Genomic DNA, 15,007 nt, shown 5'->3' with positions numbered 1-15,007 from the left:
TCTCTTTTTTTTTTATGGTGGGGTGGTCGTGTTTTTGTTAAAACCCCCCCCCCCCCCCCCCGCGCGCGGGGGGGGGGCCCCCCCCCCCCTCGTCCACGCACCAGGCGGGCGGCCGCCCGACCTCGAAGAACGGGTGCTCCACGATGACGACGCTCAAGCCCACGCCGGTCCTGCCCCCGCAGGCGGCCCGGCGCGCCTCCAGGGGCCGGGCGCTGCTGCGGCTGTTCGGCACGACGGACCACAAGCTCATCGGCCTGATGTACATGACCACGTCGTTCATGTTCTTCATGGTCGGCGGGCTGATGGCGCTGCTGATGCGCGGCGAGCTGGCGCGGCCGGGGCTCCAGTTCCTGTCCACGGAGCAGTACAACCAGCTGTTCACCATGCACGGCACGATCATGCTGCTGCTGTACGCGACCCCCGTGGTGTTCGGGTTCGCCAACTTCATCCTGCCGCTGCAGATCGGCGCGCCGGACGTGGCGTTCCCGAGGCTCAACTCGTTCGCGTACTGGCTGTACCTGTTCGGCGGCCTCATGGTGGTCGGCTCCCTGATGACCCCGGCGGGCGCGGCGGACTTCGGGTGGACCGCCTACGTGCCGCTGTCCGGCGCGCAGCACAGCCCGGGGGCGGGCGCGAACCTGTGGATCACCGGCCTCGCGGTCAGCGGCCTGGGCACGATCCTGGGTGCGGTCAACATGATCACCACGGTGATGTGCCTGCGGATGCCGGGCATGACCATGTTCCGGATGCCGATCTTCACCTGGAACATCTTCATCACCTCGATCCTGGTCATCATCGCGTTCCCGATCCTGACCGCCGCGCTGATGGGCCTGCTAGCGGACCGGCAGCTCGGCGCGCACGTGTTCGACCCGGCCAACGGCGGCGTGATCCTCTACCAGCACCTGTTCTGGTTCTTCGGCCACCCCGAGGTCTACATCGTCGCGCTGCCGTTCTTCGGCATCGTCACCGAGATCATCCCGGTGTTCAGCCGAAAACCCCTGTTCGGCTACAAGGGGCTCGTCTTCGCCACGGTCGCGATCGCCGCCCTGTCGGTCGTGGTGTGGGCTCACCACATGTTCGCCACCGGCGCGGTGCTGCTGCCGTTCTTCTCGCTGACGACGTTCCTGATCGCGATCCCGACCGGCATCAAGTTCTTCAACTGGATCGGCACCATGTGGAAGGGGCAGCTGACGTTCGAGACGCCGATGCTGTTCGCCGTGGGATTCCTGGTGACGTTCCTGCTCGGCGGGCTGACCGGCATCATCCTGGCCTCGCCGCCGCTGGACTTCCACGTGCACGACACCTACTTCGTCGTGGCGCACTTCCACTACGTGCTGTTCGGCACGATCGTGTTCGCCACCTACGCCGGCATCTACTTCTGGTTCCCCAAGTGGACCGGCCGGATGATGAACGAGCCGCTGGGCAAGCTGCACTTCTGGCTCACGTTCCTGGGCTTCCACGGCACGTTCCTCATCCAGCACTGGCTGGGCAACGCCGGGTTCCCCCGCCGCTACGCCGACTACCTGCCCAGCGACGAGTTCACCACGCTCAACACCATCTCCACGGTCGCGGCGTTCGTGCTCGGGCTGTCCACGCTGCCGTTCGTGTGGAACGTGCTGCGCAGCTACCGCTTCGGCGACCCGGCCGACCGGGACGACCCCTGGGGCTTCGGCAACTCCCTGGAATGGGCGACGACCTGCCCACCGCCGCGCCACAACTTCACCGAACTGCCCCGCGTCCGCTCCGAACGACCCGCGTTCGAGCTGCACTACCCGCACATGGTCGAGCGGATGCGGGACGAGGCGCACTACTCGATGCGCAACCGCCGCCAGGAGGACACCGGCGTCGACAAGCTCACCGAGAAGACGCTGGCGCCCACCGACCGCGAGACGCCGAAGGACGAGTGATCACCACCGAGCCAGGTGAATGAACCTGGCGGAACGGGTACACGGGCCCATGACCTCGAACGAGCAGGACGAGTACACGCAGGACTCGTACACGCCGCCGCACGACACCGGCTCGCCCGACGCGGTCGAGACCGACCCGGCGGCGCTGAACAGCGCCGAGGACCTGGACGAGGACCGGCTCAGGCAGGACCCCCTGGAAGCGGGGATGGACCCGCCGGAGCACTGGACCGGCGCGGACAAGTACGGGACCACGCCGCACGAGCTGCGCACCCCGCGGCCCCTGGACGAGCGGCTGAGCGAGGAGCGGCCCGACGTCACGGACGAGGTCGCGGAGCCGAACCCGCTGGAGGAGGACTCGATCGCCCGCGAGGAGGGCGTGGTCGGGCTGGACGACGTGACCGACCTGACGCCCGGCGGGCGCGACGAGGCGCTGGCCGAGGCCGAGCGGCGAGGTCAGGCCGCCGACGAGGCGGGCAGCCCGAGGGTCGACCCCGGGGCCGCGCGGCTGCTGGACGACCCGGAGGGGCGGATGCCGGACGACAACCGGCCCTGAGCGGGTCCCGCCGGGTCCCGCGAGGTCCGAGGGCCGCCGTTCCCGTGCCACCGCGCGTGGCGGGGGAGCGGCGGCCCCGTGCCGTGCGCGGGGTGGGGAGCGGCGGCCCCGTCGTGCCCGGCCCCGTCGTGCCCGGCTCCGTCGTGCCCCGTCCGGGCCTCGCCCCGGTCAGCGGCTGGAGGAGCGCACGACGAGCCTGGTCGGCAGGAACGCGGGCTCGGGCGTCGTGCCGCCGTGCACCATGGTCAGCACGGCCCGCGCCGCCGCCACCCCGATCCCCGCCTTGTCCTGCGCCAGCGTGGTCAGCGGCGGGTCGACCAGGGCGGCCAGCTCGATGTCGTCGAAACCGACCACGGCCAGCTCCTCGGGCACCCGCAGACCGGCGTGCCGGGCGGCCAGCAGGGCGCCGACCGCCATCTCGTCGCTCGCGCAGAACACCGCCGTCGGCGGCTCGGGCAGGGCGATCAGCGACCGCATCGCCGCCTGGCCGCTCGGCCGGTAGAAGTCGCCCTCCACCACGTACGCGTCGGGCAGCTCCAGCCCCGCCCCGGCCACCGCGTCGCGGAAGCCGGTCAGGCGGTCGGCGGCGGGCAGGTTCCGGCCCGGCCCGGTGATGGTGGCGATCCGGCGGTGCCCCGCCTCGACCAGGTGCCGCACCGCCTGCCGCGCCCCCTCGGCGTTGTCCGAGGTCACGTAGGTGGCGCGCGGCCCGTCCACGGCGACGTCCACCGCCACGCACGGCAGGCCGGACTGGGCGAACGCGGTGAACGCGGGCGCGTCGGAGCCGCTGTCGATGAGCACCAGCCCGCCCAGGTGGTGCCGCCGGGTCATGTTCACGTACGCCACCGGGTCCGCCAGGGACGCGCCAACCGCCCGCAGCGCCGCCGAGCCGCTGGTGGCGAGCATCAGCAGGTGGTAGCCGTGCGCGCTGAGCGCCGACTTCAGGCCGATCAGCAGCTCCTGGAGGTAGGGGTGCCGCCAGCCCGGCCGCCGGTGGTCGGTGTCCCAGACGAGCCCGATCAGGCCGGAGCGCTTGGTGGCGAGGGCGCGCGCCGACTCGTTGGGCCGGTAGTCCAGCTCGCGGGCCACCCGCTCGACCACTTCGCGTTTTTCCTTGCTGACCGTGAGCGGCTGGTTGAAAACGCGGGAAACGGTCGCCACCGACACCCCGCACAGCTGGGCGATCTCGCGGATCGTGGTCATCTCCGGCCCCTTCTTTGTAACCGGTTACAGAGTCTTCGGGAGCGGTCCCTGACCAGGGTGGACACCGTATCACCTGCACAAACGTCCGACGGGTGAAACTGGCCGGTTATCTGTTCGTTACTTGACGGTGTCGCGCGCCGGGGCTGTCATGTAGACCACACCGGTCGGGTCCCAGGCCCGATCGCTATTCGCCGGAAACCCCCGGATCGACCCTACGCGTATCCGGCGTGCCCAAAAAGGAAAGGGAACCGCCACATGAGACGAACCGGGACCGCCATCGGCGTCGGCCTGCTCACCGCCTCGCTGCTCGCGGGCTGCGGTGGGGACGCGGGCGACGGCAAGACGAGGATCACCATCGGGCTGTTCGGCAACTTCGGCTACCAGCAGCTGTTCGAGGAGTACGAGAAGGCGCACCCGGACGTCGACATCACCGACCGGACCGCCTCCTACGCCGACCACCACAAGAACCTCGCCGCCCACCTGGCCACGAACAACGGCGCCGCCGACATCGAGGCCATCGACTCCGGGTACATCAACCAGTTCAAGGCCACCCCGGACCGGTTCGTCGAGCTGGGCGCCGAGCTGAAGGACCGCTGGCTGGAGTGGAAGTGGGAGGCGTCGCTGTCCAAGGACGGCAAGCAGATCGGCTACGGCACCGACATCGGCGGCCTGGCCATCTGCTACCGCCGCGACCTGCTGGAGGCCGCCGGTCTGCCGGCCGAACGCGACGCCGTGTCGGCCATGTGGCCCGACTGGGAGTCTTTCATGGCCAAGGGCCGCGAGTTCCAGGCGAAGGCGCCCCAGGGCACCAAGTGGTTCGACGGCGGCCCGTCGCTGCTCAACGCCATCGTCGGCCAGGCGCCCACCGGGTACTACAACCGCGAGGACAAGATCGTCGTCGGTGAGAACCAGGACATCAAGCAGGGCTGGGACCTGGTCGCGCAGGGCGTGGCCGACGGCCTGTCCGCGGGCCTGCTCTACAGCACGCCGCAGTGGAACACCGGCTTCAAGCAGAGCCAGTTCGCCACCGTGATCTGCCCGGCGTGGCAGATGGCCAAGATCAAGGACCAGGCGCCCGACACGGCGGGCAAGTGGGACCTGGCCGCGGTGCCCGGCGGCGGCGGCAACTGGGGCGGCTCCTACCTGACCGTGCCCAAGCAGGGCAAGAACACCGAGAAGGCCATCGAGCTGGCCGCGTGGCTGACCGCGCCCGAGCAGCAGTCCCGGGTGTTCGCCTCGAACAACCTGCTGCCCTCGACCAAGAAGGCGCTCAGCGAGCAGTCCGTGGGCCAGTACCAGGACCCGTTCTTCAACAACGCCCCGGTCGGCGCGGTGTTCACCGCCGCGGCACGCGCCCTCAAGCCGCAGTACCAGGGCCCGAAGGCCGGTGACGTGCAGACCGAGCTGGGCAACGCCATGCTCCGCGTCGAGCAGGGCAAGCAGGGCGCCCAGGAGTCCTGGGACCAGTTCGTCGACGACGTGAAGAAGCTCGAGGGCTGATGAAGCTCACCTGGCGGGAACGCCGCCACCGCTGGGACACCAGGTACGCGCCCTACGCCTACGTCGCGCCGTACTTCCTGCTGTTCTCGGTGTTCGGCCTGTTCCCCCTGCTCTACACCGCCTGGGTGTCGATGCAGGACCGGAACCTGCTCGACGGCGACTCGGCGACGTTCATCGGGTTGGACAACTACGTCCAGCTGCTCACCGCGGACCCGTACTTCTGGAACGCGATGGGCAACACGCTCAGCCTGTGGTTGTTCACCACGGTCCCGCAGATCCTGTTCGCGCTCGGCATCGCGCAGCTGCTCAACCGGCGGCTGCGCGGCCGGACGTTCTTCCGGATGGGCGTGCTGCTGCCGAACATCACCTCGGTGGCCGCCGTGACGATCATCTTCGCGCAGCTGTTCGGCCGGGACTTCGGCCTGATCAACTGGGTGCTGGAGCTGTTCGGCGCGGGCCGGATCGACTGGCAGGCGGGCACCGCCAGCTCCCACACCGCCATCGCCGCGATGGTGGTGTGGCGCTGGACCGGCTACCACGCGCTGATCTTCCTGGCCTCCATGCAGGCCATCCCGAGCAGCGTGTACGAGGCGGCCCGGCTGGACGGGGCGAACTCCTGGCAGCAGTTCTGGCGCATCACCGTGCCGATGCTGCGCCCGCAGATCATCTTCTCCACGGTGATCGCCACCGCGGGCAACATGCGGCTGCTGGCCGAGCCGCTGCTGTTCAACCCGGGCTCCGGCGCGGCGACCGGCGGTTCGGACCGGCAGTTCCAGACCGCCGCGCTGTACCTGTACGAGCAGGGCTTCGCCAAGTTCGACTTCGGCTACGCCTCCGCCATCGCCTGGCTGCTGCTGATCGCGACCGTGGCGATCACCGGCCTGAGCTACCTGGCCGCGCGCCGCATCCGGACCGACTGAAGGGGGTCGGAGGACATGACCGACGTACTCGAACGACCCACCCCGGTCGGCGCGCCGCCCGCCAGGCGGCGGCGCGTGGTCCGGATGCCCGGGCCGTGGACCTACGCGGCCCTGATCGCGGTGCTCGCCGGGTCGGCGTTCCCGGTGTACTGGTCCTTGGTGGTGTCCTCGCAGACACCGGACAAGGTGGACAGCGTGCCGCCGGTGCTGGTGCCCGGCGGCCACCTGTTCGACAACATCGCGCGGGTGTTCGACCAGTCGGACTTCGCGCTGGCGCTGTGGAACTCGATCGTGGTGTCGGGGACGATCACCGTGTCCGTGGTGTTCTTCTCCACGCTCGCCGGGTTCGCCTTCGCCAAGCTCCGCTTCCGCGGCCGGTCCGCGCTCATGCTCCTGGTCGTCGCCACCCAGGCGGTGCCGACGGAGCTGGGCGTCATCCCGCTGTACATGATGATGAGCGACTTCGGCTGGGCGGGCGAGATCCACGCGGTCATCGTGCCCGGCCTGGTCACCGCGTTCGGCGTGTTCTTCATGCGCCAGTACTTCGAGCGGGCCGTGCCCGACGAGCTGCTGGAGGCGGGCCGCATGGACGGGTGCAGCTCGATCAGGCTGTACTGGCACGTCGTGCTGCCCGCGGCGCGCCCGGCCGCCGCCGTGCTGGGGCTGTTCACCTTCATGCAGGCGTGGAACGACTTCTTCTGGCCCCTGGTGGTGCTGACGCCGGAGAACCCGACCGTGCAGACCGCGCTGTCGACGTTGGCCAGCGGCTACACCACCGACTACACCCTCGTGCTCACCGCGGCGACCATCGGCACCCTGCCGGTGCTCGCGGTGTTCCTCCTGTTCGGCCGGCAGATCGTCGGCGGCATCATGCAAGGAGCGCTGAAAGGATGACCGACTTCCCCCTGGGTTTCCGCTGGGGTGTGGCCACGTCGTCGTACCAGATCGAGGGCGCGGTCGACGCCGACGGGAGGGGACCGTCCATCTGGGACGCCTTCGCCGCGGTGCCGGGCGCGGTCGCGGGTGGCGACACCGGTGCGGTGGCGTGCGACCACTACCACCGGATGCCCGAGGACGTGGCGCTGCTCGGCGAGCTGGGCGTGGACGCCTACCGGTTCTCCGTGGCGTGGTCGCGGGTGCTGCCGACCGGCGAGGGCCGGGTCGAGCAGCGGGGCCTGGACTTCTACCGGCGGCTGTGCGACGAGCTGCTGGAGCGCGGCATCGAGCCGTTCCTCACCCTCTACCACTGGGACCTGCCGCAGGCGCTGGAGGAGAAGGGCGGCTGGCGGGTGCGGGACACCGCGCTGCGCTTCGTCGACTACGCGCTGGTGGTGCAGCAGGCGCTGGGTGACCGGGTGTCCAAGTGGACCACGTTCAACGAGCCGTACGTGTCCTCGATCGTCGGGTACGGCGAGGGCCGGCACGCGCCGGGCGCCCGCGAGGGCCACGGTTCGCTGGCCGCCGCGCACCACCTGCTGGTGGCGCACGGGCTGGCGGTGCGGGAGCTGCGCTCGGTGCGCCCGGACCACGAGTTCGGCATCGTGCTCAACCAGTCCCCGTCGGTGCCGGTGACCTCGTCGGAGGCGGACGTGGCGGCGGCGCGCCGGCACGACCTGCTGCTGCGGCGGCAGTTCACCGACCCGCTGTTCGCCACCCGCTACCCCGACGACTACCTGGAGACCTTCGCCGGGGTCACCGACGCCTCGTTCCGGCTCGACGGCGACCTGGGGGTCATCTCCCAGCCGCTGGACTACGTGGGCATCAACTACTACTACCGGCAGCACGTGGCCGACGCGCCGCACCGCGACCCGAACCCGGCCACCCGGACGTCGATCGACATCGGCATCGACACCACCCGGCTGCCCGACGTGCCGCGCAGCGCGATGGGCTGGCCGGTCGAGCCGTCCGGCCTGGTCGAGACGCTGGTGGGGCTCAAGGAGCGGTACCCGGACCTGCCGCCGGTCTACATCACCGAGAACGGCGGCGTGTTCCCGGACCGGCCAGGGTTCGTCGACCAGGAGCGCATCGACTTCGTGCGGGACCACCTCGCGGCGGCGCGCGCGGCGATGGACGAGGGGGTCGACCTGCGCGGCTACTTCGTGTGGTCGTTCCTGGACAACTTCGAGTGGGCGCACGGGTACAAGCCCCGGTTCGGGCTGGTGCACGTGGACTACGAGACGCAGGTCCGCACGCCGCGGGCGAGCTTCCACTGGTACCGGGACCTGGTCGCCGAGCAGCGGGCCCGTTGGGGTGGCGCGGCGGGGTGACCCGCGGGCTGCCGTCGTGCGGGAGGCGTGTCCCGCACGGCGGTGGCGTTCACGCGAGCCCGGCGTCGGCCCCGGCGGCGCGGGCGGTCTGCTCCAGCAGCACGGCGATGGTCATCGGGCCGACCCCGCCGGGCACCGGCGTGATGAAACCGGCGCGCTCGCGGGCGGTGGCGTGCTCGACGTCGCCCACGTTGCCCGGGTTGTAGCCGGCGTCCACCACCACCGCGCCCGGCTTGACCCACTCGCCGCGCACCAGCTCCGGCCGCCCGACCGCGGCGACCACGACGTCGGCCTCGCGCACGGCTTCGGCGAGGTCGGTGGTCTTCGAGTGGCAGTACGTGACGGTGGCGTCCCGGGCGAGCAGGAGCATGCCGACCGGCTTGCCGAGGATGGGGCTGCGCCCGACGACCACCGCCCGCCGCCCGGCCAGCGGCACGTCGTAGGCGTCCAGCAGGCGCAGGATGCCGCCGGGCGTGCAGGAGGTGAACCCTGGCAGGCCGAAGGCCATGGCGGCGAAGCTCCGCGTGGTCACGCCGTCGACGTCCTTGTGCGGCGCGATGGCCTCGAACGCGGCCCGCTCGTCCACGTGGCCGGGCACGGGGTGCTGGAGCAGGATGCCGTCCACGCCCGGGTCGCCGGACAGCCCGTGGAGGACGTCGACGAGTTCCCCGGTGGTGGTCCCGGCCGGCAGTTCGACGCTGCGGGACCCGATGCCGACGCGGGCGCAGCGGGAGCGCTTCATCCGGACGTAGGTGTGCGAGGCGGGGTCGTCGCCGACGAGGACCGTGGCCAGCAGCGGCGCGCGCCCCACCCGCGCCGTGAAGTCCGCGACCCGTCCCGCCGTCCCGGCCAGCAGCGAGGCGGCCACCGACGTGCCGTCGAGGATTCGAGCGGTCATACGTGCTCCTCACTCACTGAGGTGAATGAGGGCACCCAGGCGGGCGATGCCTTCTCGACGCGCACTCCCCGGTGGTGACCCACCCGACGCCAGTCGTGCGACCTTCAAGCTACCACCGGCCGCCGCCGGGGTCAGCGGGTCGCGCCGGCCACCACCGTGGCCACCACCCTGCGCACGGCCGCCGCGTCCGGCGGGTCGCCCCCGCGGTCGGCGAACAGCAGGTGCCCGGTCCCGATCAGGGTGGGCGCGAGCGCGTCGACCGGGGCGTCCTCGGTGACGCGGCCCAGGTCGCGCTCCGCGGCGAGGTAGGCGGCGATCATGCCCACGGCCTCGGTGAGCACCGGGACGCCGGCCGGCCAGGTCCGCCGCAGCCGGTCGCGCAGGTCGTCGCGGAAGGTGACGAGGGCGACGATCGCCACGGCCACCGACCCGAACAGGGCGATCAGCGCCTCCGTGAGGTTGTCGACGACGGTCCCGGTGCCGGCGGAGGCCAGCAGGGCGGCGGCGCGGGCGTCCATGCGGTCGACGCGGTCGAGCACGAAGTCGGCGAGGAAGGCGTCGAAGTCCTCGAAGTGCCGGTGCAGGACGCCCTTGGCGCACCCCGCCTCGGCGGTGACGGCCCTGCTGGTCAGCGCGCTGGGCCCGGCCCGCAGCAGGATGCGCTCGGCGGCGTCGAACAACTGCTCGCGCACGTCCCGGATGGCCACGCCGGTCGGCACCGCGCCCCCTCCCCGGTTGACGAGTGGGCGCTTGCCCACTCATAGTGGGCGCATGCCCACTGACAGGACGTTACCCGAACCGCACCGGCTCCGGGACGTGGCCGGGTCGTTCGGCGTGGACCCCGACCGGTACGACCGCGCCCGTCCCCGCTACCCCGACGAGGCGGTGGCGGCGATCGTCGCCGCCGCGCCCGGACCCGACGTGCTCGACGTCGGCATCGGCACCGGCATCGCGGCCAGGCAGTTCGAGGCGGCCGGCGGCCGGGTGCTCGGCGTTGACGTCGACCCGCGGATGGCCGAGTGGGCGCGGCGGCGCGGGCACCGGGTCGAGGTCGCGGCGTTCGAGGACTGGGACCCCGCGGGCAGGCTGTTCGACGCCGTGGTGTCCGCGCAGGCCTGGCACTGGGTGGACCCCGTGGCCGGTGCGGCGAAGGCGGCGCGGGTCCTGCGCCCCGGCGGCAGGCTGGCGGTGCTCTGGAACGCGGCGGAGCTGCCGCCGGGGTTGGGGGAGGCGATCGCCGGGGTCTACCGGCGGGTGCTGCCGGACTCGCCGCTCGCCCGCCGGCCCGACCTGGCCGGTCCCGGGGGCTACGAGGTGATGTGCGACCGGGCGGCCGACGGGGTGCGGGCCTCCGGCGCGTTCGGCGAGCCGGAGCGGTGGGCGTTCGACTGGGAGCAGCCCCTCACCCGCGACGAGTTCCTGGACCAGCTCCCCACGACCGGCGTGAACACCCGGCTGCCGGCCGAGGTGCTGGAGCGGGTGCTGGCGGGGGTCGGCGCCGCGATCGACGGGGTCGGCGGGCGCTTCACGACGCGCTACACCACGTTCGTGGTCACCGCCGCGCGGACCGGCGACGGGTGAGGGGTCCCGCCGCCGAGGTCATCCGCACGGCGCGGCTGGACCTGGTGCCGCTGGGCGTCGAACACGCCGACGAGATGGCCGCCGTGCTGACCGACCCCGCGCTGCACGCCTTCACCGGCGGCGCGCCGGCCGGCCCGGCGGCCCTGCGGTCGCGGTACGAGCGGTTGGCGCAGGGCTCCCCCGACCCCGCGGTGGCGTGGCTGAACTGGGTGGTCCGGCTCCGGGCGGAGGGGCGCCTGACGGGCACCGTGCAGGCCACGGTCACCGGTCCGCTCGCCGAGGTCGCGTGGGTGGTGGGCACGCCCTGGCAGGGGAGGGGCATCGCGACCGAGGCGGCCCGCGGCCTCGTCGACCGGCTCGGCGGGTGCGGCGTGCGGACCGTCGTCGCCCACGTCCACCCCGACCACCGCGCGTCGGCCGCCGTCGCCGCCGCGGCCGGTCTCGCGCCGACCGGCGAGTGGCAGGACGGCGAGGTCAGGTGGCGTCGGGAGGTCGGGGCGTGAGGGGAGCGACGGCGTCGGGGCGGTGACCGGCGAGGTCCGCCCGCTCAGGGCGACGGCCACGGGTTCGGCGTGCAGGTCCGGCCGTCCGGGGTGATCGGCACGCCCTGGTCGGTGCCCACGGTGATCGCCGCCAGGTCGTCGTTGGCCGTGCTGAACGTCTGCTGCATCATCACCGGGGCGGGCGCGCCGTCGGCCGGGCACGTCTCGTGGCCGCGCCCGAGGAAGTGCCCGACCTCGTGGTTGACCGCGTAGGTGCGGTAGCCGCGCAGGTCCCCGGCGAACGCGTGCGCGCCGCGCGTCCACCGCGCCGCGCTCAGGTACACGCTCGACCCGATCCGGCACGACGTGTCGTAGGGCAGCTCGAAGCCGCACAGCGCCCGCGCGGTCTCCTGCGAGGCGAGCCGGATGCGCAGCTCCGGCGCGCCGGAGGCGTCGACCCGGCGGAACGCGTGCCCGGTGGCCCGCCAGCCGCGCGGGTGGGCCAGCGCGTGGTCGACCACGGCGGCGAACGGCGCGTCACCGCGCGGCGGCACGACACCGTCCTCCACCTCCACCGTGTACGGCGTCCCGGTGTCGCCGAAACCGCCCGGCACCACCCGCCAGGTGCCCGCGCCGCGCACGGGCACCGGCGGCCCGGCCGGCAGGTCGGCGTCGGTCCGGAACCGGTCGGGCGGCGCGGTGCTCGACGACGTGCGGCGCGCCGCGCTCGCGGTCGACGGCGTGCCGAGGGCCCGCGGCGCCTGCGCGGCCGGCTGGCCGGTGGTCGCCGGCCTCGCGTCCTCGTGGATCTCGAGCGCCACGAGCGCGGTCGCGGCCAGGCACACCCCGGTCAGGTAGGGCACGTACGTCGGGACCCTCACGCGGGCTCCAAACCGGCCGAGCCGTAGGTGCACGCCGCGTTCCACAGCAGGAACGACGGCGCGCCCACGTCCCGCGAGGCCGTGACCTGCGCCTGGATCTCGCCCGGACCGTAGTGGTGGCCGAGGGAGAACGCCTGGAGCCAGGGGATGACGGTCGCGCCCGTGCCCTCGGTGAGCCGCACGAAGTGCTCGACCGAGGCCCTGACGATGTCGTACGGCTTGCCGTTCGGGTCGTCCACGCCGTACTCGCCGGGACCCCAGTGCGACGGGTAGACCATCGGCGCGACGTAGTCCACCTGCTCGGAGATGGCCGGGATGTCCTGGGCGATGTCGGTGCCGCTGTTCGCGGCGATGCCGAACACGGACGCGCCCAGGTAGGTCCCCAGCGGCCGCAGCGCCGCCCGGTTGTCCCGCAGGAAATCCACTATGGACTGCTCGGGGGTGGTGGCCAGGCCCGGGAACGACATCCGCCCGATCGGGCCGTCCGGCCGGCGCACGTAGTCGTACAGGACGTCGTCGAAGCCCAGCTCGGCGGCCTCCTTGGCGATGGCGGTGTTGTAGTCGCGGACCTCTTCGTTGGCGAAGTTGGTGAACGCGTACTCGCCGTAGTGCGCCGACCAGGGCGCGCCGGAGGTGTCCTGGGCGACGCGGTCGCGCGCGCCCGCCTGCCACGACGCCTTGCCCAGGACCGGGTCGCGGAACGCCACCAGCCGACCGACGACCCGCAGGCCCAGGCCGTGCAGCTCGTCGAGCACCGCGCGGGCGTCGTAGTAGTCGCGGGTCGCGCCGATCTCCTGGGCCAGCGGCACCTGCGACCGGTAGCCGATCTCGCCGCTCTCGTCCTTGATGTCGAGCTGCACGGTGTCGATGCGGCCCTCCCTGGCCATCGCCAGCACCGGGTCGCGCAGCGACGGCGTCGCCCACGCGGCGGCGCTCATGTGCACCGCGCGCATCCCGGGGTGGGTGACCTTCACCGGCACGTCCTGCTGCCGGCTGTTGCCCGCGGCGTCGTCGGCCGTGACCCGCACCCGCGTGGGCACGCCGGCCAGCGTCACCTCGAACCTGCCGTCGGCGACCTGGACCCGCTGGTCGCCGACCGTCACCGTCTCCGCGCCCTCGGCCGTGCCGCGGACCACGACCTGGCCGCGCAGCGACTCGGCCCCGGCCGACTCCACGGCGAGCGCGGGCGGGGTGGCGTCCACGGAGAACCGGCGCTCCACCGAGGTGCCCGGCAGCCACGGCAGCGGGTTGGCCGCGCTCACCGACAGCGTGTGCTCACCCTCGGCCAGTTCCACCCCGGCCAGCGTCATCCGCCCGTCCTCGCGTCGCCCCTCAACGGGCCGCCCGTCCACCTGCACGCTGACACGGTGCAGCTCGCCGGGGTCCGCGGTGGTGATGGACACGCGCTCGACACCCGAAGGGGTGACGACGGCCCCGTCATCCAGGTCGGTGACCGCCAGGCCGACGCCCCGGGAGTGCGCGATCGTCGTCACCACCCCGGCGACCAGCAGCAGGACCACGACACCGACGGCCGGTATCAGGACTCGCTTCATCTTCCGGGGTGAATCCGGCATCGGCAGCTCCGCTCTCGGCACGGCACGGACCACCAGCGACTAACCTGCCCACCGGCCTTCAAACGCGGCCTCATACGAACGTGTGCACAGATCCATCCCGCGGCCCGTCACCGGTCACGATCGAGGGGTGAACAGCGCATACCGGTCAGCCAGGGCCACCGCCGCCGTGCTCGCGATCGCCGCCGCCTGCTGGGGGTGCGCCGGCCACCGGGAGCCGCCGGCCGAGCCCGTCGCCGCGCCGGCGTCCTCCGCGCGGCCCGCCGCGGAGCGGTCGCCCGCGCCGCCGTCCTCCACCGCGCCCGACCCGGCCGCCGTGGGCGCCGACGAGCTGGGCCTGGTGCCGATCCTGATGTACCACCGGATCGTCGAGCGGACCGAGTCGGTCTACGACCGCACGCCCGCGGCGTTCCGGGCGGAGCTGGAGCGGCTGGCCGCCGAGGGCTACGTGCCGGTGACGGCCACCGAGTACGCCACCGGCCGCATCGACATCCCCGCCGGGGCGCACCCGGTCGTGCTGACCTTCGACGACGGCGACCCCACCCAGTTCGCGCTCGGCCCGGACGGGGGACCGGCACCGGGCACCGCCATCGCGATCCTGCTCGACGTGGCCGCCCGCCACCCCGGCTTCCGGCCGGTGGCGAGCCTGTACGTCAACGCCGCCCCGTTCGGCTCGGCCGACGGCTCGGGCGTGCTGCCGTGGCTGCGCGACCACGGGTTCGAGATCGGCAACCACACCCGGGACCACACCAACCTGGCCTCGGCGGGCGACGCGGGGGCGCAGGAGGCGATCGCGCTGGGGCAGCGCGAGATCCAGCGCGCCCTGCCCGACCACCGGGTGACCAGCCTGGCGCTGCCCTTCGGCGTGGCCCCGGCGAACGCGGTGCTCGCCGTCCGCGGCGGCGCGGACGGCACGTCGTACGACCACGCGTGCGTCCTGCTGGTCGGCGCCAACCCGGCGCCCTCGCCCCACTCGACCGACTTCGACCCGCTCAACACGCCCCGCATCCGCTCCCAGGACGCCACCGGCCAGGAGGCCGAGTACGGCTCGACCGCGTGGCTGGACAAGCTGGCCGCCGCGCCGGGCAGCCGCTACACCTCGGACGGCGACCCGGAGCGGATCTCCTACCCGGCGGCGCGCGGCGCGGTCGTGGCGCCGGGGGTCGCCGCCCGCGGCCACGCCGACGGTGCGTGCGAGCTCCGAGCGGTCGTCTGGGGTCCGGTGGCCGGCGGCGCGGCGACGG

The 15,007-nt window shown here is 72.9% G+C and carries 14 protein-coding genes and 1 riboswitch; of the genes, 9 read left to right on the top strand and 5 right to left on the bottom strand.

The window, feature by feature from the left end:
• Window positions 1–143: 143 nt before the first annotated feature.
• Together ctaD and ACFV4N_RS09345 are read left to right on the top strand one after the other, a co-directional pair.
• Window positions 144–1,907 (top strand): aa3-type cytochrome oxidase subunit I, encoded by a 1,764-nt coding sequence (ctaD, locus tag ACFV4N_RS09350; protein ID WP_499671999.1) that lies wholly within the window; start codon window positions 144–146, stop codon window positions 1,905–1,907.
• Between the two features lie 49 nt (window positions 1,908–1,956).
• Window positions 1,957–2,460: a hypothetical protein gene (locus ACFV4N_RS09345; protein ID WP_499671998.1), complete on the top strand. Its 504-nt coding sequence runs from the start codon at window positions 1,957–1,959 to the stop codon at window positions 2,458–2,460.
• Window positions 2,461–2,628: 168 nt separating this feature from the next.
• On the opposite strand, the gene ACFV4N_RS09340 is transcribed toward ACFV4N_RS09345, so the two are convergent.
• Window positions 2,629–3,663 (bottom strand): LacI family DNA-binding transcriptional regulator, encoded by a 1,035-nt coding sequence (locus ACFV4N_RS09340; RefSeq protein WP_499671997.1) that lies wholly within the window; start codon window positions 3,661–3,663, stop codon window positions 2,629–2,631.
• Between the two features lie 255 nt (window positions 3,664–3,918).
• On the opposite strand from ACFV4N_RS09340, the gene ACFV4N_RS09335 reads away from it, so the two are divergent.
• From ACFV4N_RS09335 to ACFV4N_RS09320, 4 genes are read left to right on the top strand one after another with little or no spacing between them, the layout of a single operon-like run.
• Window positions 3,919–5,163 carry an ABC transporter substrate-binding protein gene (locus tag ACFV4N_RS09335; RefSeq protein ID WP_499671996.1) on the top strand — a complete coding sequence of 415 codons (1,245 nt, stop codon included), beginning with the start codon at window positions 3,919–3,921 and terminating at the stop codon, window positions 5,161–5,163.
• Window positions 5,163–6,083, top strand: a complete 921-nt coding sequence (locus ACFV4N_RS09330) for a carbohydrate ABC transporter permease (RefSeq protein ID WP_499671995.1) — start codon at window positions 5,163–5,165, stop codon at window positions 6,081–6,083. The genes ACFV4N_RS09335 and ACFV4N_RS09330 overlap by 1 nt, the downstream gene beginning before the upstream one ends.
• Window positions 6,084–6,098: 15 nt before the next feature.
• Window positions 6,099–6,977: a carbohydrate ABC transporter permease gene (locus ACFV4N_RS09325; protein ID WP_499671994.1), complete on the top strand. Its 879-nt coding sequence runs from the start codon at window positions 6,099–6,101 to the stop codon at window positions 6,975–6,977.
• A complete protein-coding gene (locus tag ACFV4N_RS09320; RefSeq protein WP_499671993.1) occupies window positions 6,974–8,350 on the top strand; it encodes a GH1 family beta-glucosidase in 1,377 nt (458 codons plus the stop codon). Before ACFV4N_RS09325 ends, ACFV4N_RS09320 begins: the two co-directional genes overlap by 4 nt.
• 49 nt (window positions 8,351–8,399) lie before the next feature.
• Here ACFV4N_RS09320 and ACFV4N_RS09315 read toward each other — a convergent pair whose 3' ends face one another.
• Entirely contained in the window at window positions 8,400–9,248 is an 849-nt protein-coding gene (locus tag ACFV4N_RS09315; RefSeq protein WP_499671992.1) for a bifunctional 5,10-methylenetetrahydrofolate dehydrogenase/5,10-methenyltetrahydrofolate cyclohydrolase, read from the bottom strand.
• A gap of 26 nt (window positions 9,249–9,274) precedes the next feature.
• Window positions 9,275–9,355, bottom strand: a riboswitch (ZMP/ZTP riboswitch).
• Window positions 9,356–9,379: 24 nt separating this feature from the next.
• On the bottom strand, window positions 9,380–9,967 hold the full coding sequence (locus ACFV4N_RS09310; RefSeq protein WP_499671991.1) for a TetR/AcrR family transcriptional regulator: 588 nt from the start codon (window positions 9,965–9,967) through the stop codon (window positions 9,380–9,382).
• A 52-nt stretch (window positions 9,968–10,019) separates the two neighbouring features.
• Between ACFV4N_RS09310 and ACFV4N_RS09305 the strand changes: the two genes are divergently transcribed.
• Together ACFV4N_RS09305 and ACFV4N_RS09300 are read left to right on the top strand one after the other, a co-directional pair.
• Window positions 10,020–10,829 (top strand): class I SAM-dependent methyltransferase, encoded by an 810-nt coding sequence (locus ACFV4N_RS09305; protein WP_499671990.1) that lies wholly within the window; start codon window positions 10,020–10,022, stop codon window positions 10,827–10,829.
• Window positions 10,826–11,332: a GNAT family N-acetyltransferase gene (locus ACFV4N_RS09300; RefSeq protein WP_499671989.1), complete on the top strand. Its 507-nt coding sequence runs from the start codon at window positions 10,826–10,828 to the stop codon at window positions 11,330–11,332. The genes ACFV4N_RS09305 and ACFV4N_RS09300 overlap by 4 nt, the downstream gene beginning before the upstream one ends.
• Before the next feature lie 44 nt (window positions 11,333–11,376).
• Here ACFV4N_RS09300 and ACFV4N_RS09295 read toward each other — a convergent pair whose 3' ends face one another.
• The gene (locus ACFV4N_RS09295) at window positions 11,377–12,192 is read right to left on the bottom strand and encodes a DUF3152 domain-containing protein (protein WP_499671988.1); all 816 of its coding nucleotides are present in this window, start codon (window positions 12,190–12,192) and stop codon (window positions 11,377–11,379) included.
• Window positions 12,189–13,745, bottom strand: coding sequence for a putative glycoside hydrolase (locus ACFV4N_RS09290; RefSeq protein WP_499671987.1), 1,557 nt, complete (start codon window positions 13,743–13,745; stop codon window positions 12,189–12,191). Before ACFV4N_RS09290 ends, ACFV4N_RS09295 begins: the two co-directional genes overlap by 4 nt.
• 148 nt (window positions 13,746–13,893) lie before the next feature.
• Between ACFV4N_RS09290 and ACFV4N_RS09285 the strand changes: the two genes are divergently transcribed.
• Window positions 13,894–15,007: polysaccharide deacetylase family protein (locus tag ACFV4N_RS09285; RefSeq protein ID WP_499671986.1), on the top strand; the 1,114-nt coding region annotated here is incomplete at its 3' end.

It is taken from the genome of Actinosynnema sp. NPDC059797, assembly GCF_042732085.1.
Classification (GTDB): Bacteria; Actinomycetota; Actinomycetes; order Mycobacteriales; family Pseudonocardiaceae; genus Actinosynnema.
The sequence above is the reverse complement of the archived record's forward strand: the minus strand, read 5'-3'. Positions and strand labels throughout refer to the sequence as shown.